General features: G+C 72.3%; 19 protein-coding genes, 1 tRNA gene and 1 riboswitch. Of the genes, 6 read left to right on the forward strand and 14 right to left on the reverse strand.

Features of this window, described 5'->3' with window-relative positions:
- Positions 1–12: 12 nt before the first annotated feature.
- The 4 genes from VGK78_RS13355 to VGK78_RS13370 form a co-directional block, all read right to left on the reverse strand.
- Entirely contained in the window at positions 13–1,017 is a 1,005-nt protein-coding gene (locus VGK78_RS13355) for an ABC transporter ATP-binding protein (protein ID WP_331528144.1), read from the reverse strand.
- Positions 1,017–2,660: an ABC transporter permease gene (locus VGK78_RS13360; protein ID WP_331528145.1), complete on the reverse strand. Its 1,644-nt coding sequence runs from the start codon at positions 2,658–2,660 to the stop codon at positions 1,017–1,019. The genes VGK78_RS13355 and VGK78_RS13360 overlap by 1 nt, the downstream gene beginning before the upstream one ends.
- Positions 2,661–2,691: 31 nt before the next feature.
- Positions 2,692–3,771: a thiamine ABC transporter substrate-binding protein gene (locus VGK78_RS13365; protein WP_331528146.1), complete on the reverse strand. Its 1,080-nt coding sequence runs from the start codon at positions 3,769–3,771 to the stop codon at positions 2,692–2,694.
- Positions 3,764–3,872, reverse strand: a riboswitch (TPP riboswitch). (Overlaps the previous gene by 8 nt.)
- A 137-nt stretch (positions 3,873–4,009) precedes the next feature.
- Positions 4,010–5,161, reverse strand: coding sequence for a hypothetical protein (locus VGK78_RS13370; protein WP_331528147.1), 1,152 nt, complete (start codon positions 5,159–5,161; stop codon positions 4,010–4,012).
- A 51-nt stretch (positions 5,162–5,212) separates the two neighbouring features.
- Between VGK78_RS13370 and VGK78_RS13375 the strand changes: the two genes are divergently transcribed.
- A complete protein-coding gene (locus tag VGK78_RS13375; RefSeq protein ID WP_331528148.1) occupies positions 5,213–5,959 on the forward strand; it encodes an ABC transporter permease in 747 nt (248 codons plus the stop codon).
- A gap of 83 nt (positions 5,960–6,042) precedes the next feature.
- Here the strand turns inward: VGK78_RS13375 and VGK78_RS13380 are convergent, their stop codons facing one another.
- Positions 6,043–6,615 (reverse strand): hemerythrin domain-containing protein, encoded by a 573-nt coding sequence (locus VGK78_RS13380; protein ID WP_331528149.1) that lies wholly within the window; start codon positions 6,613–6,615, stop codon positions 6,043–6,045.
- A 119-nt stretch (positions 6,616–6,734) separates the two neighbouring features.
- Between VGK78_RS13380 and VGK78_RS13385 the strand changes: the two genes are divergently transcribed.
- A complete protein-coding gene (locus tag VGK78_RS13385) occupies positions 6,735–7,118 on the forward strand; it encodes a hypothetical protein (protein WP_331528151.1) in 384 nt (127 codons plus the stop codon).
- Here VGK78_RS13385 and VGK78_RS13390 read toward each other — a convergent pair whose 3' ends face one another.
- A complete protein-coding gene (locus VGK78_RS13390) occupies positions 7,119–7,589 on the reverse strand; it encodes a response regulator (protein WP_331528152.1) in 471 nt (156 codons plus the stop codon).
- A 198-nt stretch (positions 7,590–7,787) separates the two neighbouring features.
- On the opposite strand from VGK78_RS13390, the gene VGK78_RS13395 reads away from it, so the two are divergent.
- Positions 7,788–8,465 carry a response regulator transcription factor gene (locus VGK78_RS13395; protein WP_331528153.1) on the forward strand — a complete coding sequence of 226 codons (678 nt, stop codon included), beginning with the start codon at positions 7,788–7,790 and terminating at the stop codon, positions 8,463–8,465.
- 308 nt (positions 8,466–8,773) lie between these two features.
- On the opposite strand, the gene VGK78_RS13400 is transcribed toward VGK78_RS13395, so the two are convergent.
- Entirely contained in the window at positions 8,774–10,828 is a 2,055-nt protein-coding gene (locus VGK78_RS13400; RefSeq protein WP_331528154.1) for a PAS domain-containing sensor histidine kinase, read from the reverse strand.
- 143 nt (positions 10,829–10,971) lie between these two features.
- Between VGK78_RS13400 and VGK78_RS13405 the strand changes: the two genes are divergently transcribed.
- Positions 10,972–12,414 carry an MFS transporter gene (locus VGK78_RS13405; RefSeq protein ID WP_331528155.1) on the forward strand — a complete coding sequence of 481 codons (1,443 nt, stop codon included), beginning with the start codon at positions 10,972–10,974 and terminating at the stop codon, positions 12,412–12,414.
- Between the two features lie 22 nt (positions 12,415–12,436).
- On the opposite strand, the gene VGK78_RS13410 is transcribed toward VGK78_RS13405, so the two are convergent.
- The 4 genes from VGK78_RS13410 to VGK78_RS13425 form a co-directional block, all read right to left on the reverse strand.
- Complete coding sequence (locus tag VGK78_RS13410; RefSeq protein ID WP_331528156.1) at positions 12,437–14,161, reverse strand: AMP-binding protein; 1,725 nt, start codon at positions 14,159–14,161, stop codon at positions 12,437–12,439.
- 91 nt (positions 14,162–14,252) lie between these two features.
- Positions 14,253–14,732 carry a hypothetical protein gene (locus VGK78_RS13415; protein ID WP_331528157.1) on the reverse strand — a complete coding sequence of 160 codons (480 nt, stop codon included), beginning with the start codon at positions 14,730–14,732 and terminating at the stop codon, positions 14,253–14,255.
- A gap of 256 nt (positions 14,733–14,988) precedes the next feature.
- The gene (locus VGK78_RS13420) at positions 14,989–15,573 is read right to left on the reverse strand and encodes a class I SAM-dependent methyltransferase (protein WP_331528158.1); all 585 of its coding nucleotides are present in this window, start codon (positions 15,571–15,573) and stop codon (positions 14,989–14,991) included.
- Positions 15,574–15,691: 118 nt separating this feature from the next.
- Positions 15,692–15,764, reverse strand: a tRNA-Thr gene (locus VGK78_RS13425).
- Between the two features lie 124 nt (positions 15,765–15,888).
- On the opposite strand from VGK78_RS13425, the gene VGK78_RS13430 reads away from it, so the two are divergent.
- Positions 15,889–16,875 (forward strand): NADPH:quinone reductase, encoded by a 987-nt coding sequence (locus tag VGK78_RS13430; protein WP_331528159.1) that lies wholly within the window; start codon positions 15,889–15,891, stop codon positions 16,873–16,875.
- Positions 16,876–16,878: 3 nt separating this feature from the next.
- Here VGK78_RS13430 and VGK78_RS13435 read toward each other — a convergent pair whose 3' ends face one another.
- From VGK78_RS13435 to tmk, 3 genes are read right to left on the reverse strand one after another with little or no spacing between them, the layout of a single operon-like run.
- Positions 16,879–18,420, reverse strand: coding sequence for an alpha/beta hydrolase (locus VGK78_RS13435; RefSeq protein WP_331528160.1), 1,542 nt, complete (start codon positions 18,418–18,420; stop codon positions 16,879–16,881).
- 7 nt (positions 18,421–18,427) lie between these two features.
- The gene (locus VGK78_RS13440; RefSeq protein WP_414690683.1) at positions 18,428–19,591 is read right to left on the reverse strand and encodes a DNA polymerase III subunit delta'; all 1,164 of its coding nucleotides are present in this window, start codon (positions 19,589–19,591) and stop codon (positions 18,428–18,430) included.
- A gap of 11 nt (positions 19,592–19,602) precedes the next feature.
- A complete protein-coding gene (tmk, locus tag VGK78_RS13445) occupies positions 19,603–20,235 on the reverse strand; it encodes a dTMP kinase (protein WP_331528162.1) in 633 nt (210 codons plus the stop codon).
- 75 nt (positions 20,236–20,310) lie between these two features.
- Here tmk and cax point away from each other — a divergent pair, with 75 nt between their 5' ends.
- A complete protein-coding gene (gene cax, locus VGK78_RS13450; protein WP_331528163.1) occupies positions 20,311–21,393 on the forward strand; it encodes a calcium/proton exchanger in 1,083 nt (360 codons plus the stop codon).
- Positions 21,394–21,654: the final 261 nt, after the last annotated feature.

Raw genomic sequence — 21,654 nt, forward strand, 5'->3', positions numbered from 1 at the left:
TGTAGGGCGAGCTCAGACACGCTCCGATCGCCCGGGGAGGGCCGCCATCCGGGTCGCGTCGACGCGCAGCCGGACGGCGTCACCGGTTGCCAGCCGGACGTCGAGAGGGGCGACCGCGTCGAGCTCGCCGAGGTCGGTCCGACAGACCAGTCGGAGCTGGCCCGGGGTGGTCCTGACCTCGACGACCTCGCCCTTGAGTGCGCCGTCCTCGGCGACTGAGAGCGCCGACCGGCGTACGGCGAGTTCCGGCGCCTCCGGCAGACCCGCCGCGCGCAGGAGCGCCGCGGCAGTCGCACCCTCGAGCACGCGCGCGTAGCCGAGGAACAGGGCGGTGTCCCGATCTGCCGGTGCTCGCCAGGCGTCGGCGATCGGGCCGGCCTGCACGATCCGTCCGCCTCGCATGACCGCGAGGTCGTCGGCGACGGCGAACGCCTCCTCGTGGTCGTGGGTCACCATCACCGCGGTGGTCCCCGCCTCCACCAGGATCCGGTGGAGGTCCTCGGCCAGGCGCTGGCGGAGTCCCGCGTCGAGCGCGCTCAGCGGTTCGTCGAGCAGGAGCAGTCGCGGCGACGCCGCGAGCGCGCGGGCCAGGGCGACGCGCTGCCGCTCGCCGCCGGACAGGGTCGCGGGCAGCCGGTCGGCGAAGCCCGAGAGGCCGACCAGGTCGAGGAGCTCGGCGACCCGCGCGGCGGCCGTGGCGCGCGGCGTACGGCGGATGCGGAGGGGGTAGCCGACGTTGCGGGCGACGGTCAGCTGGGGGAACAGCTGGCCGTCCTGGAACATCAGCGCGAAGCCCCGCCGATGGGTGGGGACGTTCGAGACGTCGTGGTCGTGCCAGCGGACGCTGCCCGATGCGGGCTCGAGGCCGGCGATGGCGCGGAGCAGGGTCGACTTGCCGCACCCGGACGGGCCGAGGACGGCGAGGACGCGGCCGTCGTCGAGGTCGAGGTCGGCGTCGAGGACGGCCGGCATGCCGTCGTACGACACGGAGACGCCGCTGACGGAAAGGGCGGCCATCAGAGCGTCCCGACCGACGGCACCCGGAGCCGCTCGACCAGCAGCATCACCAACGCGGTGGTGCCACCCAGCACGACGGAGCCGGCGAGGGCCATCCCGAAGTTGAGGTCGCCGGGATGGCCGATCAGCCGGAAGATCACGACCGGCAGGGTCGGCCGGTCGTCGCGGACCAGGAACGAGGTGGCGCCGAACTCCCCCAGCGAGCAGGCGAACGCGAACCCGGCGGCGGCGAGGAGGGGCTTCCAGATCACGGGGAGGTCGACGACGGCGAGCGCGCGGACCGGCGACGCACCGAGGGTGGCGGCGGCCTGGCGGAGACGGTCGTCGACCCCTGCCAGCACCGGGACCAGCACCCGGACGACCAGCGGCAGCGCAACCAGCGCCTGGGCCACCGGGATCAGCAGCGGCGAGTCGCGCAGGTCGAGCGGTGGGCGGCCGAGGGTGATCAGGAACCCGAAGCCGAGCGTCACCGCGGAGACGCCGAGCGGCAGCATGAACAGGCCGTCCACGACGGTGCGAAGGCGACGCTCGGAGCGGGTGCGCGAGCGTCGGGTCACGACCGCGGCCACGGCGAGGCCGAGCAGCAGCGACATCCAGGTGGCGTCGACCGCGATCCGCAGGGAGTTGACGACGGCGTCGGTGACCGGGACGAGCAGCGCCTGGTGGGAGCCCGGGGTCTGGAGGGCGCGGTAGTTGTCCAGGCTCCAGGCACCGTCGACCCGCAGCGACGCGACGACGAGCGAGGCGATCGGGCCGACGACGAGGAGCAGCAGCACCAATGTCGCCGCCATCGCCGGGAGGTCGTGCCGGGAGAGGCGGCGCAGGCGTGCGCGGGAGCGGGCGACCGCGGCGTCCGGCGTACGACGTGCACGCGCGGCGGCGAGGAGCAGCAGGACCACGACCAGTAGCTGCAGGATCGACAGAGCGGCCGCGCCCTGCAGGTCGAGGAGGTTGGCGGTGAGGAGGTAGATCTGCGTCTCGACGCTCGAGTAGCGCAGCCCGCCGAGAGTGAGCACGATCCCGAACGCGGTGGCGCAGAACAGGAAGACGACGGTCGCCGCCGACACGACCGCCGGGCGCAGCGCGGGCAGCGTGACGTCGCGAAGGACCTGGCGAGGGGATGCGCCGAGCGCGGCGGCCGCCTCCGCAGGTCGTGGGTCCAGCGACTCCCAGGCGCCACCCACGACCCGGATCACGACCGATGCGTTGAAGAACACCAGCCCGGCGACGATCGCCCCGGGGGTGCCGTCCAGACCCAGGAAGGCGAGCGGGCCGCTCTGCCCGATCAGCAGCTCGAAGGCGACACCCACGACGACGGTCGGGAGGACGAACGGGACCACCAGCACCGCGCGGATCCAGGTGCGCCCGGGGATCGCGACCCGGTGCAGGACGTACGCCGCGGGGAGGCCGAGGGCGCAGGCGAGCACCGTCCCGAGGGTGGAGGTCCAGACCGTGAACCAGACCGCCCGCGCGATCTCCGGCCGGCGCAGGACGTCGAGGACCCCGCCGAGGTCGAGGTGTCCGTGCTGGACGAACCCCCGACCGACCATGCCGCTGACGGGCAGCAGGAAGAAGACGCCGAGCACGGCCAGGGGGACGACCGCGGTGGCGGCGAGCGTCGTCAGGCGTCTGGCCGTGGTCATCGGCGGGCCCGTCATCATTCGCAGACCCGCCTCATCGGCTCACGATGTCGCTCCACTCGCGCAGCCAGGTGTCGCGGTGTGCGGAGATGTCGTTCGGGCTCACGACGTACGGGTGCCTCGGCTGGACCGCGAACTTCGCCCAGGCGGCCGGGAGCGGTGTGCCCGAGCGCACCGGGAAGACGTACATCGCGTCGGGGAGGGCCTTCTGCACCGTCGGGCTGAGCATGAACTCGACGAACGCCTTCGCACCGGCGGGGTTGGCGGCACCGGTGAGGACGCCGGCGTACTCGATCTGACGGAAGCAGGTGTCGAGCAGGGCCTTCGTCGTCGAGGCGGTGCCGCCCTCGGGGACGGTGAACGCCGGCGACGAGTCGTAGGAGACCACGATCGGGTCCTTGCCATGGCCGCCGCCCTGGGTGAAGTCGGTCTCGTAGGCCTGGGTCCAGCCGTCGGTGATCGTCGCGTCGTTGGCGATGAGCTTCTGCCACCACGACGACCAGCCGTCGCCGTACTTGCCGATCGTGCCGAGCAGGAAGGCGAGGCCGGTCGAGGAGGTGGTGGCGCCGGGCGCGACGGTGAGGCCGCGGTACGCCGGCTTCACCAGGTCGTCGAGGCTGCGCGGCGGGGCGAGATGGTGCTCCTTGAACCAGCCGGGGTCGACGTTGACGCAGACGTTGCCGTTGTCGATCGGGGCGAGGCGGCCGTCGTCACCCGGCACGACGTACTGCTGGGCCCCGGCGGGGAGCGGGACGTCGGACTTGGCGAACACGTCGGCGTCGAGAGCGCGGCTCGCGAAGGTGTTGTCGACACCGAACGCGACGTCACCGGACGGGTCGCCCTGGGTGAGGACCAGCTTGTTGGTGAGCGTGCCGCCGTCGCCCGCCGCGTGGACCACGAGGTGGTAGCCGGACTGGCGGTCGAACTGCGCGATCACGGGCTTCGGCAGCGCGAACGCGTCGTGGGTGACCAGCACGACGTCCTTGCCGCCACCGGACTTGTCGTCCGAGCCGATCAGGGAGCAACCGGTCAGTGCGATCGCCACGGCCGCCGCGACGATCGCGGAGACCAACGAGCGCGCAGGCCGATGCAGGTGTGCCTGGAGAAAAGCCATGAGGCTGACTCCCTTCGCCGGTGCTAACCGGATCAGGTTCGGAGGGTCTGCGGCTCCGCCGCACTCTCAGCCCCGGGCTCGGGGCTCCCCTGTCTTGTAGGACTCAGTCTACGTGGCGCGCCGCCGGACGCTGACCCGGCTCTTGGCTACCCCGTACAACGCTGACCCGGCCCTTGGCCACGCCCTAGGACATCGGGAAGAGCCGGGTCGCTGCTTGTGGGCGTCGGGAAGAGCCGGGTCAGCGTTGGATCCGGGTCAGCCAGACCACTCCCTGGCGGCCGGTGTCGGTGAGGAGGAGGAGCTCGGAGCCGTGGGTGGCGACGGTGACGCTGCGGTCGCCGCCGACGGTGACGGGGGCGGGCAGCGCGGCCTCGACGAGACCGTCGGGTGGGCCGAGGGCGAACCGGTAGCGTTCGCCGTCGCTGTACGTCGCGACCAGCCGCGAGCCGGCCAGGGCTGCGCCGCTGACGTACGCCGCGGAGGTCGCCCCCGGATCGACCCGGCCGAACGTCGACTCGAGGGTCCACCCTCCGCCGCGCTCCGACCACACGCCGAAGCCACCGTCGTCGACACCGACCACCAGCGGCCCGGCGGCGGTCGGCACCAGCCGTTCGGCTGTCGTGATGGTGCTGCCGCCGGGCAGCCGGGCGGGCCTCCAGGGCCCGTCGCCGGAGCCGGTCCAGGCCGTCGCGATCAGGCGTCCGGTGCGGTCGATCGAGTCGCCGATCACGGTCCACTCGCCGCGCAGCCAGGCTGCGTCGAGCGCCTGGGTGCGCACCCGTGAGGTGCTCGCCAGCCCCCGGGTGCCTTCATGAAGCCGGAACGGCGACCCCGTCGGCGAGGTCCACACCGCAGCCCCACTCGCGCGCGTCCCGGCGATCAGGTAGCCACGCGGCCCGCCGACCAGGCGGCTGACGGCGACCGCGCTCGGCCCGCCGTACAGCTCGAACCGCGCCGGCCCGGCGGCCAGCGAGCCGTCGTTCAGCTGCCGCCAGGTCGCCGTGCGCGGGTTCCCGTGGGCGCCCCCTGACTTGGCGCCGAGCACGGCCAGCCGACCGTGGGCACACCCCACGGAGCCCAGGATGGCCCGTGCCGCGTAGTAGTCGTCACCGGGATCCAGCCGGAGCGTGGCCCAGCGCTTCCCGTCGGCGCTGGCCCACACCGCCGGTCGGGTACGGCCGCGTGGGTCGGCTGTGGCGCCGACGACGACCCAGCGGCCGCCGCACCACGTCGCTCCGCGCACCATCGCCCGATCCCCGGCCGGGGCGGGGAGCGGCGCCGCCCGCCAGCTGAGGGCGGCTTCGGCCGGTTCGTGGTGGCCGCCGCACCCGCTCAGACCGGCCGCCACGGCGACCCCGAGCATCGTTGCCGGTACCCCGCGCAGCTTCACCCGCCGAGGCTACGTCGAGGCGCAGACCTCCCTCTGCGGAAGACTGGCCCCGTGCACGGGTTGGCGTCGTACGTCGGGTTCGGGGCCGGACTGCTGGCGCTGACCGGACTCACGGTCGCACTCGCCCGGTGGGCGCGGGTGGGCCTGGGTTGGTTCCCGCTCGTCGTGGTGGTCCGTGCCGCGGTGCAGCTCAGCGTGATCGCGCTGCTCCTGCGCGGCATCCTCGCCGTCCCGTGGACGGTCGCCGGCTTCGTCGTCCTGATGCTGACGACCGCGTCGTGGACCTCCGGTCGGCGCATCCGCGGGCTCTGGCACGGGCGGCGGATCGCGGTCGCCGGCGTGCTCGCCGGCGCCGGCGCGGCACTGGTCGTGATCTTCGCGCTCCGCCTGGTCGCCCTCGACGTCCGCGACGTGGTGGCGGTCGCCGGCATCGTGATCGGCAACAGCATGAGCGCCGCGACCCTCTCCGGCCGCAACTTCCGGCGTACGTCGCACGCACGCCGCGACGAGATCGAAGGATGGCTGTCCCTCGGCGCCACGCCTGCTCGGGCGCACGAGGAGATCGGGCACGAGGCCGTCCGGGAGGCGCTGCTCCCGACCCTCGACCAGACCAAGTCGACCGGGCTGGTCACCCTCCCGGGCGCCTTCGTCGGTGCCCTCTTCGGGGGCGCGTCACCCGTCGAGGCCGCGAAGTTCCAGCTGGTCGTCCTGGCCGGCGTGGCGCTCGCCATGACCCTCACCGGCATCGTCGTCACCCGCCTGGCGGGCCACACGCCGTACGTCGTGACCGACGCCTGACGCGCGGAGAAGACCACGTGGGGCGCCCGGCCTCCGTGCGCCTGGACGGCCGGGCGCCCCACACCTCGCGCGCTCGATGAGGCTCAGCGCGACAAGGCGTCCCGCACCCGGTCGGCCATGGCGGCGAAGGGACCCGTCAGGGCCTGTGCGGTCGTCGATCCGGCTGCGGCCGGGTGCGGATGCGTGGGCCCCATCTTCTCGACCGCCTGCAGCCGGCTTCCGAGCTTGAGTCGTTCGTCGACGTCGAGGGCGTTCAGCACCCGGGGGAACTCCTGGCTCTCCTCGGCCTCGGCGTGCTCGTCGACGGACTCCTCGAACTCCTTCAGCTTCGCGAGGAACGCCTCGCTCGCGGTGTCCATGTCCTCGAGGGCGGCGAGGACCTTGTTGGCCTCTTCCTCCTCCTGGTTCCGCTCGGTCGCGACGTCCTTCCACTCGCTGTCCTTGGCCTGCGGCCGGAGCACCATCTCCTCGGCCGTCTCGTGGACGGCGAGCAGCGCCCGCAGCCGGTCGAACGGCTCCTGGCGCTCGTTGGCAGGCGCCTTCTGGATCTCCGCGAAGAGGTCGCGCACCTGGGCGTGCTGCTCCAGCAGGATCCCGATGACGTCCCCCTCGGGCAGGTCCCGGGCCTTCGCCCGGTCCTCGGCAGCGTCTCCCATGACGTCCTCCTTCTATGCGGTTTCTGCATCTGACTCGCCGGTCCCCGCAGGTACCCGCGGTTCACCCACCCAAACCGCGCCTTCGCATGGGCAGGCATCGGCCGGGGTACCGATCCGGCATGGGTGCCTACGTGCTCGTCCCGATCGTCATCATCATCGTGTTGATCGTGTGCGGAGTGATCGCCTTCAACCGTTTCGGCCGCCGCGAGATGGCGCAGAGCGACCGGCTGCAGTACGCCGACCGCCCGACGTTGCGCTACCAGGTGCCGCCCGGGCAGGACCCCGTGGTCGTGGTGACCGGTCTGCGCCGAGCCGGCTACGAGGCGTCCCCCGACTCCGAGCCGGGCCCGTCGTCGCCGATCGTGATCATCGGGGCGAGTGACGCCGAGCCGGACCGCGAGGCCGTACGGCGCACGCTGGAGGATCTCGACGGCACCAACGTGATGCCGAACGAGAGCGCCGAGGTCGAGCGGTCGCGGGTCAGGTTCGTCGACGAGTCCTGATCAGGTCGACGCCTCTACAGCCGTGAGGTCGGCCGGCCCGTCCGGCGGACGCTCGCCGATCGCGCGCAGCACCTGCACGCCCTGGGGCACGGCGATCATCACGTGGCCGCGCGTGCAGCGCACCAGATCGTCGGCGAACGTCGTCCCGAGGTGCCCCTTGGCCAGGAACCCGGTGGCACCCGCGCGGACCATCTCGGCCACGGTCGACACGTCGTTGCTGGCGGAGACCGCGACGACGGTCGGGTACGGCGCACTGGCCCGCAACGCGCGTGCGGCGGACGCACCACCCGAGGGCATCCGGACGTCGAGCACCACCAGCTCGGCGTCCGTCTCCGCGACCAGCTCCGGCAGCCCGGCGCCCGTGGCCACGTCGGCGACGACGCTGAAGCCGCCGTGGGCCTCCAGTACGTCGATCATGGCGCGACGCATGGTCTCGTCGTCGTCGGCGACGACCACGCGGATCGTGCTCATCGGTCGTTACGCCCCACGCGAGCCGACGTGCAAGCCGAGGCGCCGCAGCACAACGAGGACACAGAGCACGTCACAGTGCACACGGTGCCCGGACGAGGGAGTGATCCGCATGCCTCCGCAGTTCCAAGGCGCGTAGTGCGGAAATACTAGTTTCGTGCGACCGTGGGCCCGGACGCGATGTGAGGGAGTTCGAGTCACGTGGCTGAGTCGGAGCGCGGCGCCACGCAGGCGCCGTCGCGTCCGATCCGGGTCCTGGTCGTCGACGACCACGAGGTCCTCGCCTCGAGCCTGGCAATGGTGCTCGACGCCGAGGACGACCTCACCACCGCCGGGGTCGCCACCACGCTCGAGCAGGCACGAGCGCTGATCGGTACGACGGAGCCCGACGTCGTCCTGCTCGACCACCGGATGCCCGACGGTGACGGCGTGGCGGCCATCCCAGGGCTGCGCGCCGTACGCCCGTCGGTCGGGGTCGTCGTGCTCACCGCGAGCGCGGCCGACCACGTGCTGCTCGCGGCGATCGAGGCGGGTGCCTCGGGTTTCCTCTCCAAGACCCGCAGCCTGAGCGAGGTCACCGCGGCGGTGCGTGCCGCCGCGACCGGTGAGTCGGTGATCTCCCCCGAGCTCCTGGCGAGGCTCCTCCCACGCTTCGGCCGCGGCAAGGTGCAGGCGGCCGGCGAGCTGACCGACCGGGAGCGCGAGGTACTCGGACTGGTCGCGGAGGGCCTGTCGAACGCCGCCATCGCCGAGCGGCTGGTCGTCTCGGTCCACACCGTGCGCAACCACATCGCGAGCCTCTCGGCCAAGCTGGGTGCGCACTCGAAGCTCGAGGCGCTCTCGATCGCACTCCGCCGAGGGCTGCTCCCGGACCTCTGAGCGCCTCAGGGTGCGTCCGCGTAGTAGATCGGCGCTATCCGATTCGACGCTCCCGGCTCATGCGTCCGGCGACCCCGCCGGGGAGGCTGGCACCGCCCCCGTGACGGGAAGCGGTCCGAGCGCCGGTCCGGCCTCGCCGGCCGGCCGACATCCCTCGCGCCCCACGGTCCCGGCACGTCGGAGACCGTGGGCGGTCGGCCCGCCACCCGACGAGTGCTCCCGCCGGCCGCGCGCCCCGATGGTGCGGCCGGCGGGCCTCTCGGCGGACCCGGAGCGGGCTCCGTCTGACCAGAGTCCCCCCGGTACGGTCAGGCGGAGCCCTCCGGGTCGGGAGAGGCCGGGAGCCAGAGCCGCACCCGCATCCCGCCCTCCTCGCGGCGTTCGACGTCGAGACGACCGCCCGCGATCGTGGCCCGGTCCGCCATGGCCGGGATGCCGAGGTGTCCGGGTCGTGGCTCGACCGTCGCCGGGTCGAACCCGCGTCCGTCGTCCTCCACGGCGACCTCGATCCCGGTCCCGACCCGGGCCAGCCGGATCTCCACCTCGCGTGCCTGGGCATGGCGCACGACGTTCGCCATCGTCTCGCGTGCGATCCGGTACGCCGTGACCCGCAGGCTCTCGGGCAGGTCGAGGTCGGTGTCGCCGGTGACCCGCCAGCGCAGGTGGTCCCCGAAGGCGTCGTCCGCGGCCACGGACAGGGCTGTCGCCAGATCGGTCTCCACGGCCGGCGACTCGAGGTCGAACAACAGTGCGCGCAGCCGCCCGATCGCCTCGCTCACGGTGCCGGCGAGCGTCTCAGCCGTCGCCTGCACCCCCGGCTCGCTGTCCGCGAGCTGGCGGCGCAGCAGTCCGAGCCGCAGCTCGACCGCCGCCAGCGCCTGGACCGAGTCGTCGTGGACGTCGGCAGCGATCCGGGCTCGTTCGTCCTCCTGGGCCTGCACGAGACGGTCGAGCAACCGCTGCCGCTGGTCGGCCAGCCCCTCGAGGGCGGACTGCGCCGCCACCCGGTCGGAGATGTCGCGCTGCACCGTGGCCAGCGCGAACGGGTCGCCGGTGTCGGGGTCACGCATCAGGAAGCTCGAGATCGCGACCGGGATGGGCGGGCCGCCCCGGTGGTCGCGCAGCGTCGACTGCCCGGACCACCTGCCGGACGCGACGACCGCCGGCTGCTCGACCTCGATCGAGGCCGCCAGCCCTTCCTCGGTGAGGAAGTCGGCGATGCTCATCCGGGTCACGTCGCGGTCCTCGATCCCGACCAGGCGCCGACCGGCGGGGTTGACGTACAGCACGGTGCCGTCCGGCCTGGCCATCGCAATGAAGTCGTCGGAGGTCTCCACCAGCGCCTGGAAGCGCACCAGCTCGGCGGTCGTCGCGCTGATCGCCGACTCGGCGGTGCCGAGGTTCTGCCGGACGGTGAACACCGCCCGGCCGATGCCGACGACCAGGGCGGCGGCCGGCAGCAGGCTGCCGCCGAGGGGTACGTCGCGCAGGTCGCCGTAGACCAGGGCGGCCACGGCGACGAGGCCCAGCACGGCTGCCACCGCCACCCGGGAGAACTGGTACTCCTCCGGCTCGCGGTCCTCCCCGTCGGCGGCCCAGCCGGCGAACGACATGGCCGCAGCGCCCATCAGCGACAGCGCCGCGAGAAGAGTTCCCGGGTGGTAGGTGCCGGCGCTCACCTGGTAGACGAAGACCGCGTCGACGATCGCGTCGGCAGCCAGCCCTGCGGCCAGCAGCACGGTCGAGCGCGACCGCCAGCCGAGCCGGACCAGCACCCCGGTCACGATCACCAGGGTCGCGATGTCGAGCAGCGGGTAGAACAGGTTGGTCACCACCATCTCGTCCGGGTCGGGCCGGTGGGCGATCCGGAGGAACGTCCGGTACAGCAGCTCGACCGCCACCCCGGCGACGGTGAGCCCCACCACGCAGGCGTCGAGGGCGAGCTCGACCGACCGGGTCCGGATGCGAGTGCGCACGAGCACCCACATCGCCGCCAGCATCGTGAGGTCAGCGGCGATCCAGGCGAAGTCGGCGACCGACGGGTACGGCGGGTTGTCGAGGAGGCGGACGTAGCCCAGGAACGTCACGAAGCCCACGCCCCGGAACACCGCCCCGGTGGCGACCAGCCACCAGAGCGTGCGGTTCACCCCGCTGGTGAGCGGACGGACCATCGCGACCGCGACCAGCACGACGTACCCACTGCCCTGGAGCCAGCCGTCGTACAGGTCGTGGAACCCCGGGCCGGAGCGCACACCGGGAAGCGTCGTGATCGTGAACGCGGCCACCAGCAGGAGCGCGAGCGCCGCCAGCAGCCGCGGGCCGCGCCCCACGGACAGAGCCTGGGGCGACGCCACCGTCGTCATCCGTCCCCCGAACCTCGGGCGCCCGTGCACCCGTGCGCCTCGATGCTAGGCCAGGTCCGGGGCACCGGCTGTTCCGAGATTTGGTTGTCACGGGCAACGATCTGTTACCGTCTGACGAGCTCGCTCGATCCCAGGAGAACACGTTGTCCACGTCGCACCCGACACGCTCTGCACCCAGCCCGGTGGTCGCCGTCGTCGCCCTCTGCTTCGGCGGTCTGAGCGCCGCACTCACGCAGACGATGGTGATCCCGATCCAGAGCGAGCTGCCGCAGCTGCTCGCGACGTCCGGTGCCGACGCCGGCTGGGTGGTGACCGCGACCCTGCTCGCCGCGGCGGTGTCGATGCCCGTCGCCGGCCGGCTCGCCGACCTGTACGGCAAGCAGCGGGTCCTGGTCGCGAATGCCGCGCTCCTGGTCGTCGGATCCGTCGTCTGCGCGATGACCAGCTCGCTGCTGCCGATGCTGGCCGGCCGAGCGCTGCAGGGACTCGCGATGGGCTTCATCCCGGTCGGCATCTCATTGATGCGCGAGTTCACGCCGCCCCACATCACCTCCACCGCCATCGCGGCGATGAGCGCCACGCTCGGCGTCGGCGGTGCGATCGGCCTGCCCCTGTCCGCGTGGATCGCCGACGGGCACGACTGGCACGCCTTGTTCTGGGTGTCGGCCGCGCTGGCGCTGGTGGTCCTGGTCTCGACCGTCCTGCTGGTGCCCCACATCGACGACGCAGAGCCCGGGCGGCTCGACGTGGTCGGCGGGCTCGGACTGGCCGTCGGACTGGTCACCTTCCTGGTCGGCGTCTCGAAGGGGACCACCTGGGGCTGGGGATCGGGACGCACCTGCGGCGCGATCGTCGGGGGACTCGTCGTCCTGCTCGCGTGGGGTGCCTACGAGCTCCGCCAGCGCGACCCGCTGGTCGACCTGCGCACCACCGCCCGGCCGCAGATCCTGCTGACCAACGTCGCCGCCGTCGCCATCGGCTTCGGGATGATGGCGCAGTCGATCGCCGTACCCCAGCTCCTGGAGATGCCGTCCGCCGTCGGCTACGGCCTCGGTCAGTCGATCCTGGCGGCCGGCCTCTGGATGGCGCCGTCGGGGCTGATGATGATGCTGTTCGCACCCGTGTCGAGCCGGCTGATCGACCGCACCGGCGCCAAGCACACACTGATGGTGGGCGCCGCGGTCCTGGGCCTGGGGTACGTCGTCGCCGTCGCGCTCATGGGCGCGCCGTGGCAGCTGCTCGTCGCGTCGTGCATCGCCGCGGCCGGGGTCGGCATCGGGTATGCCGCGATGCCCACGCTGATCCTCGACTCCGCACCGGTGCGCGAAGCGGCCTCCGCGGTCGGCGTGAACGCGCTCATGCGCTCGGTCGGCACCACCCTCGCCTCGGCGGTGATGGCCACCATCCTCACCGGCTCCACCACGACCCTCGGCGGCCTCGAGCTGCCGACCAAGGGCGCGTTCCAGGTCTGCTTCGTCGCCGGCGCCGTGGCGTCCTTCGTCGGGGTCGCGATCGCGGCCACCATCCCGCGTCGTCCACGCCAGGAGGGCGTGGAGCCCGCACCGGCGGCCGCCGAGGCCGTCTGAACGACGGCCGCGTCGCGACGGGTCAGCCTCCGGCCTTCAGCTCCGGGAACTGGTCGTCACGCCACTCGTCGTTCGACGACGTCCCCGCCGCTGCCAGCTCCTCCTCCCGGGCGCGGAGCTCGACCCGACGGATCTTCCCGGAGATCGTCTTCGGCAGGTCGAAGAACTCCAGCCGGCGCACCCGGAGGTACGGCGCGAGGTTCTTCCGGGCGTGCTCCAGGATCGAGTACGCCGTGTCGCGGTCCGGCTCGTGTCCCGGCGCCAGCACGACGTACGCCTTGGGCACGGTCAGCCGCACCGGATCGGGGGCCGGGACGACGGCGGCCTCGGCGACCGCGGGGTGCTCGATGAGGACGCTCTCGAGCTCGAAGGGGCTGATCTTGTAGTCGGAGGACTTGAAGACGTCATCGGTGCGGCCGACGTAGGTGATGAAGCCGTCGGCGTCGACGGTGGCGACGTCGCCGGTGTGGTACAGCCCGCCGGCCATGGCCTCGTCGTTGCGAGCCTCGTCACCCTGGTAGCCGGTCATCAGCGGCAGCGGGCGGCCGCCGGGACCGTCGAGGTCGAGGCAGATCTCCCCCTCGGCGGTGTCGCCGCCGACCTTCCGGCCGCTGACGGGGTCGACGAGGACGACGTTGACACCGGGCAGGGGACGCCCCATCGAGCCGGGGATCACCCGCTGGCCCGGACTGTTGCCGACGGCTGCGGTCATCTCGGTCTGGCCGTAGCCGTCGCGAACCGTCAGTCCCCACCTCTCCTTCACCCGCGCGATGACCTCGGGGTTGAGCGGCTCCCCCGCGGCGATCGCCTCGCGCAGCTCACCGGGTCCTCCGGAGAGGTCTGCGTTGATCAGCATCCGCCACACGGTCGGAGGCGCGCAGAACGTGGTGACGTGGTTGTGCTGCAGCTGCTCGAGGAGCGCGGCCGCGTCGAAGCGCGCGTAGTTGTAGAGGAAGACGGTCGCCTCGGCCAGCCACGGCGCGAAGAAGCACGACCACGCGTGCTTGGCCCAGCCGGGGCTGGAGATGTTCAGATGGACGTCGCCGGGTCGGAGTCCGAGCCAGTACATCGTCGACAGGTGACCGACCGGGTAGGAGACCTGCGTGTGCTCCACCAGCTTGGGGCGACTCGTCGTACCCGAGGTGAAGTAGAGGAGCAGGCAGTCGCCGGGGCTGGTGCCCGGGTGGTCGAGATCGGTGTCGTCGTACGCCGACGCGCCGGCCAGGTCCGCCCAGCCGTCGGCGGTGCCGACCGAGATGCGGGTGTAATCGCCCGGGACGTCGTCGAACTTGCCGGTGTCCGCCGAGTTGGCGACGACGTGCCTGGCGTCGCCACGGTCGATGCGGTCGCGGAGATCGGCCGGGCCGACGGCGGTGGTGGTCGGCATGATCGCCGCGCCGAGCTTCATGATCGCGAGCATCGTCTCCCAGAGCTCGACCTGGTTGCCGAGCATCACGATCACGGCGTCGCCGCGGCGTACCCCCTGCTCCGCGAGCCAGCGCGCCAGCCGGTTGGACCGCCGGCGCATGTCGTCGAACGACACCTCGGCACTCCGTCCGTCGGTCTCGACGATCACCAGGGCGGACCGGTCGACTCCCCGTGCGATCTCGTCGAACCAGTCGACGCCCCAGTTGAACGTCGGCCCCACCTCGGGCCATCGGAACTCCCGGACGGCGGCGTCGTGGTCCTCACGCAGCGCGAGCAGCTGGTCGCGTGCGGCACGAAGGCGATCGGTGGCCTCTGACATGTGCACCCCCCTGAGATCGGTCCCAGGACATTCCTACTGCGCACGCAAAGGCACACGCCAGGAACGCCGACCTCCGCTCGCGGGGATGGCGTCAGGAGCGGACCGGCTGGACCGGCTCCCACAGGTGGTCGGGGCCGTAGGGCGACGTGCCGTTGAAGAACCAGGAGCCCAGGTCGCGGAGACGGGCCAGGCACTGCCGCAGGTAGTGGGCGTCCGGGGGCGTGAAGCGCGGGTGCTCGGTGAGCTCGGGGACGACGGCGGTCCAGCACCAGAAGCCCTCGCCCACCCAGCGCTCGATCGTGCTCCGTCCGTCGAGGGCCTCGCAGGCCGCGCGCATCGCCGCCTCGAGCCGGGTGAACGCCTCCTCGTCCCACCGGTACTCGCGGCGCATCGCGTCGGTGAACGAGCCCGTCCGGCCCTCCTGCTCGGCGTGCAGGGTGTCCCAGGGCCACTCGGTGTCGAGGAGCCCCATCGGCTCCACGTGGCGTTGCTGCTCGTCGGACGCCGTGGGTTCGATGGCAGCGGGGGGCTCCCAGGGCCCCGGAGGTCCCGTGAGCTCCGTGGTTTCCATGCCGCCATTGTGGACCGCAGGACCGGTGCGCCACCGGAGATCGGCGAGAACGCCGTCGGGCGTGCCGCGACCCCGCCCGGTGACGAGAATGGTGGATCGGTCAACCATCGTCGACGTTTCCGGCGAGCAGGGCTAGCCTGAGACTCGTTCAGGCGTGGTAGCCGTCATCGGTTCGCAGCCTTGGAAGAAGCGCCCCGCGCTCACGCAGACGCGGGGCGCGTCACGTGTCGGGCGCTCCGTCGCCACCGGGTGGATCTCACGCGGTGCTGTGGACGAGGAAGCGTTCGTCCCCGATGGGTCCGCCCCAGAGCTCCGCGTCCTCGAGGTGCTGCAGCCGCGCCTCGGACCTGTGACGCAGCAGCAGCTCGGTCACCTCGGCGGCACTGAGTCCGGCGCCGGTCCACCACCGGCCCTCGACGAGAACCACTCGTCCTCCCGGGCGCAGCAGCCGCACCCATCGGCCCAGCGCCTCGTCGGGGTCTGGCATCGCCCAGAGGACGTGCCGGCTGAGCACCACGTCGTACGCACCCGGAGCCAGCGGCGGCTCGGCCGCGTCCCCGACGATGAACGTCGCGTCCACACCGGCGGCCGATGCCTTCGCCACCGCGGCCTCCACCATCCTGGACGACACGTCGACGCCGGTGACGCAGTGGCCGTGCTCGGCCAGCAGGACGGACAGGGAACCCGTGCCACACCCGAGGTCGGCGACGTTGCACTCCGTGGGCAGCAGAGGGAGCAGCACCTTCGACCACGCGGTACGCACCACCGGGTCGTTGAGCCCGTGGTCCGGTGACTCGTCGAAGTGGGCGGCCTGTCGGTCCCAGTACTCGGCGGTGTCCATGGCTCGATCCTGCCTGAGCTGCTCTGTCGGCGCCGGATCGGCCGCACGAGGACGTCATGCGGACGGAGCCATCCATGCCATGGTGCGTGTGACGTCCCAGGGGCACGACTGGCGTCGGAGCCGCCTGTCGGAATCGAACCGACGACCTATTCATTACGAGTGAATCGCTCTACCGACTGAGCTAAGGCGGCCTGCAGCCGGCCCTCGGGCGGGCCCGGACAACGGCGGGAAGTATACGGAGAGCCGCGGCGGGGGCGGAATCGCCGCGAGCGCGGTCGGTTGCCGGTGGTCCGGCCGTCGAGTAGACCTGACGGGATGCCTGAGGAGCTGATGCGTGCGGCGTTCGTGACCGCACCGGGGCCGGCGACCGACATCCGGGTCGAGAGCATCCCGAGGCCCGAGCCCGGGCCCACGGACGTCCTGGTGCAGGTAGAGGCTGCGGCGGTCAACCAGGTGGACACCTACGTCCGCTCCGGCCGCTACCCGACTCCGATGCCGAGCCCGTTCGTGGTCGGGCGCGACCTGGTCGGCTCGGTGGCGGCGGCCGGAGCCGGCAGCGGCTTCTCGGTCGGGGAGCCCGTCTGGTGCAACAGCCTGGGCCACGCCGGCCGGCAGGGCTCCTGCGCGGAGTACGCCGTCGTACCGGCGGAGCGGCTGTACCGACTGCCTCCGGATGTCGACCCCATCGCCACGGTCGCCGTACTCCATCCGGCCGCAACCGCTGCGCTGGCCCTGCACCGGCATGCCGAGGTGCGAGCCGGCCAGACGATCTTCGTCGGCGGCGCCGCGGGGAACATCGGCGCGATCGCGGTCCAGCTGGCCGCCGAGGCCGGGCTGCGGGTGATCGCCGGCGCACGCAGCGACGACCACGACCGGGTGAGGGAGCTCGGGGCGGACGCGGTGGTCGACTACCGCGACCCCGACCTGGGCGAGCAGGTCCGGGCGACGTCACCGGACGGCGTGGACGTCCACTGGGACACGTCCGGGCAGACGCAGCTCACCGACGCCATCCGGCTCGTGGCGACGCGTGGCCGGATCCTCCTCACCGCCGGCCGGAGGCCTCACGAGAACGTCGACCTCTGGCCGCTCTACACCCGGGACGTCCAGCTCCGCGGCTTCGTCATCAGCCTGGCGTCCGTGTCGGAGCTGACGGACGCCGCAGCCACGATCAACCGTCGGCTCGCCGGTCCGGGGCTCGCCGTCCGCGTGGCACACGAGCTCCCCCTGGCCGACACCGCGCGGGGACACGACCTCGTCGAGGCCGGCGCGCGCGGGCGAGTCGTCATCCGGCCGGACCGGTGACGATCAGCAAGAGAGTCCGTTCTTCGGCACCACACCGGACACCAGGTATCCCTCGACCGCCCGGTCGACGCACGCGTTGCCCTGGTGGTAGCCGGTGTGGCCGTCGCCCTCGCGGCTGACCAGGACGCCGGAGTCGAGCCGGTGGGCGAGGGCGACCGCCTGCCGGTAGGGCGTCGCCGGGTCGCGGGTCGTGCCGATCACCACGATCGGCTGGGCGCCGTTCGCGTGGATCACCGGCGGCCGCTCGTCGGTCCGCGGCGTGAAGCCGTCACACGAGGTCAGCCCCCAGGCGTAGACCCGGCCGAAGACCGACGACGCCTTCTCGAACGCCGGGAACTGGGACGGCACCTTGCTGTAGGGGATGGAGTAGGGGTCGTCGAGGCAGGAGATGTCGTAGAACGCCTCGAGGAAGTTGCTCTGGAACGTGCCGTCGGTGTTGCGCTCGGCGTACGCGTCGGCGAGCTTCATCAGCAGAGTGCCGTCACCGCTCAGCGCCCCCCGCAGCGCCGAGCTGAGCAGGATCCAGTAGCTGCGGTTGTAGAGCGTGGCCGCGATCCCATAGAAGGCGTTGCCCGCGGTGAGCTCGCGTCCGTCGCTGGTCGGGACCGGCTTGCGGGTGATCTGGTCGAGCAATGAGCGGATCGTCGTCAGCACGTCGGGGACGCTCTTGCCGAGGAAGCACCCGACGGACGACTGCACGCAGTTGGCGGCGTACGACTCGAGTGCCTTCTGGAACGCAGCGGCCTGCTGCAGGGCTGCGGCGCGGGTGCCGAGCGACGGGTCGATGGCGCCGTCGAGGACGAACCGCCCGACCCGCTGCGGGAAGAGCTGGGCGTATGTCGCACCCAGCTTCGTGCCGTACGACGCCCCGAAGTAGTTCATCCGGGGATCGCCCAGCGCCGCTCGCAGGATGTCCATGTCGCGCGCCGCCTCGACGGTCGACACGTGCCCGGCCAGGGCGCCCGAGTGGGTGGCACATCCGCGGGCGAGCGCCTGTTGCTCGCGCCGGAACGTCTTGATCTGCGCCGGAGTCGTCGGGTCGGGGTCGGAGGAGAAGTAGGCGTTGAAGTCGTGGTCGTCCAGGCAGTCGACCGGGGCGCTCTGACCGGTGCCGCGCGGGTCGAAGCCGATCAGGTCGAAGTGCTCCAGCAACGGGTCGCCGAAGTAGGTGCTCCGCCCGGCGGCGTACGACGACCCGGCGGCACCCGGGCCGCCCGGGTTGACCACCAGGGAGCCGATGCGCGACCCGGATGCCGGCACCTTGAGGACGTAGAGCTGGATCGTGCGACCCGACGGGCGGCGGTAGTCGAGAGGCACGGTGAGCCGGGCGCACTCGTTGTCGCCGCACTCGGACCAGTCGAGGTGCTGGCCGTAGAACCGCGCCAGCGCGGCAGACGGTGGCTGCGTCGCCGGCGGCCCTCCGGACGGTGTGACCGGCGTCGGGCCGGTCGCGTCGCCGGACGAGCCGCGCGTGACGACGAGCGCCACACCCGCGACCAGCACGACGACCACCACGAGGGTGATCGCCGCGACGAGGCGCCTCACCGCCGGGTCACCGGGTCGGCGCCTTGAGGGCGACCATCAGCGACTCGAGCGCCAGCGGCACGGGCACGTTGAACTCGAGCATCTGCTCCCTCGCGTCGAAGACCCAACCGATCCGACGCAGGTTCAGCTCGGGACTGGAGCTGCGCACCACCTGCTCGACGTCGTGCCGGATCTCCTCGTTGACCAGTGCGCCGCCGGCACCGGTGGCGACCGCGATCGCGTCACGGTAGACGGACACCAGGTCCATCAGCCCGCGGTCGACGACGTCGAGGTGACGGCGCTTGGCCCGCGTCTTCTGTGCCCGCTCGAGGGCCGCGGCGGCCGGGGCGTACTCGCGCGGGCGACGGCCGCGTTCCACCACGCCGTACGACGCGTCGAGGTCGGCGCGCTCCCGCGCGTCGAGCTCGCCGGTGATCAGGTCGGCCTCCTCCTGTGTGGTCTCCACGAGGTTCTGCGCGGCGCTCATGCATGAGGCGAGAGTGGTCAGCCGGGCCGGGTAGGAGACGACCTCCTTGCGGCGGTTGCGTGCCCCCTCGTCGCGGGCGAGCGCCCGGGCCCGGCCGATGTGTCCCTGGCTGGCGCGGGCGCAGTACGACGCCAGCGCGGCGTCGATGCCGTCGGTGCGGACGAGGAAGTCGGCCACCTCCTCGGCCGAGGGCGTCGTCAGCGTCACCAGCCGGCAGCGCGAGCGGATCGTCGGGAGCAGGTCCTCGACAGTGGGGGCGCACAGCATCCACACGGTGCGGTCGGTGGGCTCCTCGATCGCCTTGAGCAGGGCGTTGGCCGCCTGGTCGGTCAGCCGGTCGGCGTCCTCGACGATCATCACCTGCCACCGACGCCCGACGGGGGCGAGCGCGGACCGGCGTACCAGGTCGCGCACCTCGTCGACGCCGATCGACAGCCGGTCGGTACGCACCACCGTGACGTCGGCGTGGCTGACGGCCAGGACGGTGTGGCAGGAGTGGCAGGTGCCGCAGCCCGGCGGCTGCTGCTCGCACTCCAGCGCGGCTGCGAACGCGATCGCGGCGTTGGACCGGCCGGAACCCGGGGGGCCGGTGAAGAGGAACGCGTGGCTCATGCCGTGCCCTGAGGCGGCCGCTCGAAGGGACTCGACGGCCTGGCGCTGTCCGACAAGCGTGTCCCAGACCGACCGGATCGGCTGTGCCGGGATCCCTGGGGCGGTCACCGGAGCGCCTGGCCGAGGAGAGGCTCCACCCGGGTGAGCACGACCTCCGCGATCTCGTGCGACGGCCGGGCTGCGTCGACCACCAGGTAGTGGTCGGGGTCGTCGGCGGCGAGCGCCAGGAACGCCTCGCGCGCCCGCACGAAGAAGTCGAGCGACTCGCCCTCGATCCGGTCACGCTCGTCGAACCGGCCGAGCCCGTGCTCCGGGTCGAGGTCGAGCACGACGGTCAGGTGGGGGCGCAGGTCGCGCGTGGCCCACCGGGCCACCCGGTCGACGTCGGGGAGGTCGAGGGCCCGGCCGGCGCCCTGGTAGGCCAGCATCGAGTCGACGTACCGGTCGGTGATCACGACCTCGCCACGCTCCAGCGCGGGGAGCACGACGGTGTCGACGTGCTCGGCCTTGTCGGCGGCGTACAACAGGACCTCGGTGCGGTGGGACAGCTCGCCGGTCGCGGGGTCGAGCACGATCCGCCGCAGCTCCTTGCCGACGGTGGTGTCGCCGGGCTCGAAGGTGAGCAGCGTGCGGTAGCCACGACTCTCGAGGGCATCGGCCAGCTCCCGGGCCTGCGTGGACTTGCCCGCACCTTCGCCGCCCTCGAAGCAGACGAAGACCCCGGTGGTGGTGTGCACGCAGCCCGCCTTTCGCCCGCCTTCTGCTCGGTGGTCGAGCGTAGTCGAGGGCACCCACTGTCCTACGGTGACGCCATGACAGCCGCCGCGACTGCCACCTCCACGCTCGTCACCTCGGACAAGGTCGTGCTCGGCGGCGCCGCCGTGCTGACCGTGCTGGCCGGCGTCGCCGACTACGGACACTGGGGCGCGGTCGCGGCCTTCATCGTCTCCGCCGCGGCCGTGTGCCTCCTCGCGTCCGTCGTCGGCCGGTCGGTGGAGCAGCTGGGCGACCGGTTCGGCGCCGGCGCCACCGGCGTGCTGCAGTCGGCGCTGGGCAACCTGCCCGAGCTCTTCATCTGCATCTTCTCGCTCAAGGCGGGGTTGGTGGACGTCGTGCGCGCGGCGCTGGTCGGCTCCATCCTGGCCAACCTGCTGCTGGTGCTGGGGCTGGCGTTCGTGGTGGGCGGACTCCGGCACGGCACCCAACAGCTGGGCTCCGACCGCGCCCGCACGATCGTCGTCCTGATGTTGCTGTCGGTCTCGGCCTGGGCGATCCCGTCCTTCACCCACTGGCTGCACACGCCCGCGGAGGCCCACGAGACGACGTTCTCGGTGATCGTCTCGGTGCTCCTGCTGCTGCTGTTCGCAGCCTCGCTGCCGTTCTCCCTGGGCCGAGAGACCGGCGACGAGTCCGCGGGCCAGCACGAGCAGCCGCGCTGGCCGGTCGGGCTCGCGGTCGGGCTGCTCGCGGTGGCCGGCGCGGCGGCGGCGTTCGTCTCCGACTGGTTCGTCAACGCACTCCAGCCGGCCATGGACTCGTTGTCGATCAACCAGACCTTCGCCGGCCTGGTCGTGGTCGCCATCGCCGGCAACGCGATCGAGAACGTCGTCGGCGTCCAGCTCGCGGCGAAGGACCAGGCGGCGTACGCCTTCTCGGTGATCCTGAACAGCCCGCTCCAGATCGCGCTGGTCCTCGCGCCGGTGCTGGTGCTGGTGTCCCAGATCTTCGGGCTGGCGTCGCTGACGCTGGTGCTCTCGCCGATGCTCGTGGTCGTCCTGATGCTGGCGATCGTCCTCGCGGCGTTCATCGCCTTCGACGGCGAGTCGACGTGGCTGGAAGGTGCCTCCCTCGTCGTGCTCTACGGCATCGTCGCCACCGCATTCTGGTGGGGGTGAGGCCGACCGCGAGCGAGGAACGAGCTCGCGGTCGTGGCTCTCCCGGTCGAGCGAGCGCCACGGCTGAGCTCGCGAAGCCGTGCCGGCGAGTCGAGACGACCACACTCGCAACACGCGGATCACTCAGACGACAGCGAGGAACGAGCCCGCGGTCGTGGCTCTCCCGGTCGAGCGAGCGCCACGGCTGAGCTCGCGAAGCCGTGCCGGCGAGTCGAGACGACCACACTCGCAACACGCGGATCACTCAGACGACAGCGAGGA

It is taken from the genome of Nocardioides sp., from assembly GCF_036503465.1.
Taxonomy (GTDB): domain Bacteria; phylum Actinomycetota; class Actinomycetes; order Propionibacteriales; family Nocardioidaceae; genus Nocardioides.

Bases quoted from the DNA above. Each gene is read 5' to 3' on its own strand.
- VGK78_RS13355 (WP_331528144.1), bottom strand. From the start codon at position 1,017: ATGGCCGCCCTTTCCGTCAGCGGCGTCTCCGTGTCGTACGACGGCATG.
- VGK78_RS13410 (WP_331528156.1), bottom strand. From the start codon at position 14,161: ATGTCAGAGGCCACCGATCGCCTTCGTGCCGCACGCGACCAGCTGCTC.
- VGK78_RS13390 (WP_331528152.1), bottom strand. From the start codon at position 7,589: ATGAGCACGATCCGCGTGGTCGTCGCCGACGACGACGAGACCATGCGT.
- VGK78_RS13385 (WP_331528151.1), top strand. From the start codon at position 6,735: ATGGGTGCCTACGTGCTCGTCCCGATCGTCATCATCATCGTGTTGATC.
- VGK78_RS13415 (WP_331528157.1), bottom strand. From the start codon at position 14,732: ATGGAAACCACGGAGCTCACGGGACCTCCGGGGCCCTGGGAGCCCCCC.
- VGK78_RS13420 (WP_331528158.1), bottom strand. From the start codon at position 15,573: ATGGACACCGCCGAGTACTGGGACCGACAGGCCGCCCACTTCGACGAG.
- VGK78_RS13365 (WP_331528146.1), bottom strand. From the start codon at position 3,771: ATGGCTTTTCTCCAGGCACACCTGCATCGGCCTGCGCGCTCGTTGGTC.
- VGK78_RS13430 (WP_331528159.1), top strand. From the start codon at position 15,889: ATGCCTGAGGAGCTGATGCGTGCGGCGTTCGTGACCGCACCGGGGCCG.
- VGK78_RS13380 (WP_331528149.1), bottom strand. From the start codon at position 6,615: ATGGGAGACGCTGCCGAGGACCGGGCGAAGGCCCGGGACCTGCCCGAG.
- cax (WP_331528163.1), top strand. From the start codon at position 20,311: ATGACAGCCGCCGCGACTGCCACCTCCACGCTCGTCACCTCGGACAAG.
- VGK78_RS13400 (WP_331528154.1), bottom strand. From the start codon at position 10,828: ATGACGACGGTGGCGTCGCCCCAGGCTCTGTCCGTGGGGCGCGGCCCG.
- VGK78_RS13360 (WP_331528145.1), bottom strand. From the start codon at position 2,660: ATGACCACGGCCAGACGCCTGACGACGCTCGCCGCCACCGCGGTCGTC.